This is a genomic window from Bradyrhizobium sp. CFUWI (genome assembly GCF_056429085.1).
Genome location: NZ_JBWJZE010000298.1, coordinates 1 through 395, shown reverse-complemented (window position 1 = coordinate 395; position 395 = coordinate 1). Strand labels below are relative to the sequence as shown.

The 395-nt window shown below is 73.7% G+C and carries 1 protein-coding gene; it reads right to left on the bottom strand.

What is annotated here, in order from left to right:
- The coding region (gene ccsA / locus AC066S_RS39895) for a cytochrome c biogenesis protein CcsA (protein WP_478272079.1) at window positions 1-395 on the bottom strand (395 nt) is incomplete at both ends.

Genomic DNA, 395 nt, shown 5'->3' with positions numbered 1-395 from the left:
GAGCAGCACGAAGCCGGCCACGACGAAGCGGAAGGTGAGCCGCTCCAGCGTGAGCAGCGGCACGCCGCTGCGCGGATCGGCGGCCAGGCGGATGCGGCGCTCGGCGCGCGTCATCAGCCAGGCATGGACCACCGCCGCGGCGAACAGGCCATAGGAGGCGATGCCCAGCGCGAGGTGCAGCGGCAGCCAGGCCGAGGCGTTGACGTGCAGCGGCTGCCCGGGAAACACCTGGGCCAGCAGCACCGCCGCCGCGCCCAGGGCGGCCAGCATCCAGCGCGTGCGCATCTGCGGGAACACCTGGTGCTCGATCGCGTAGACGGTGAGCACCAGCCACGCCGTCATGGAGAGCGCGGGCGCGAAGCCGAAGCGCGGCACGCTGCCCAGCAGGCCCCAGG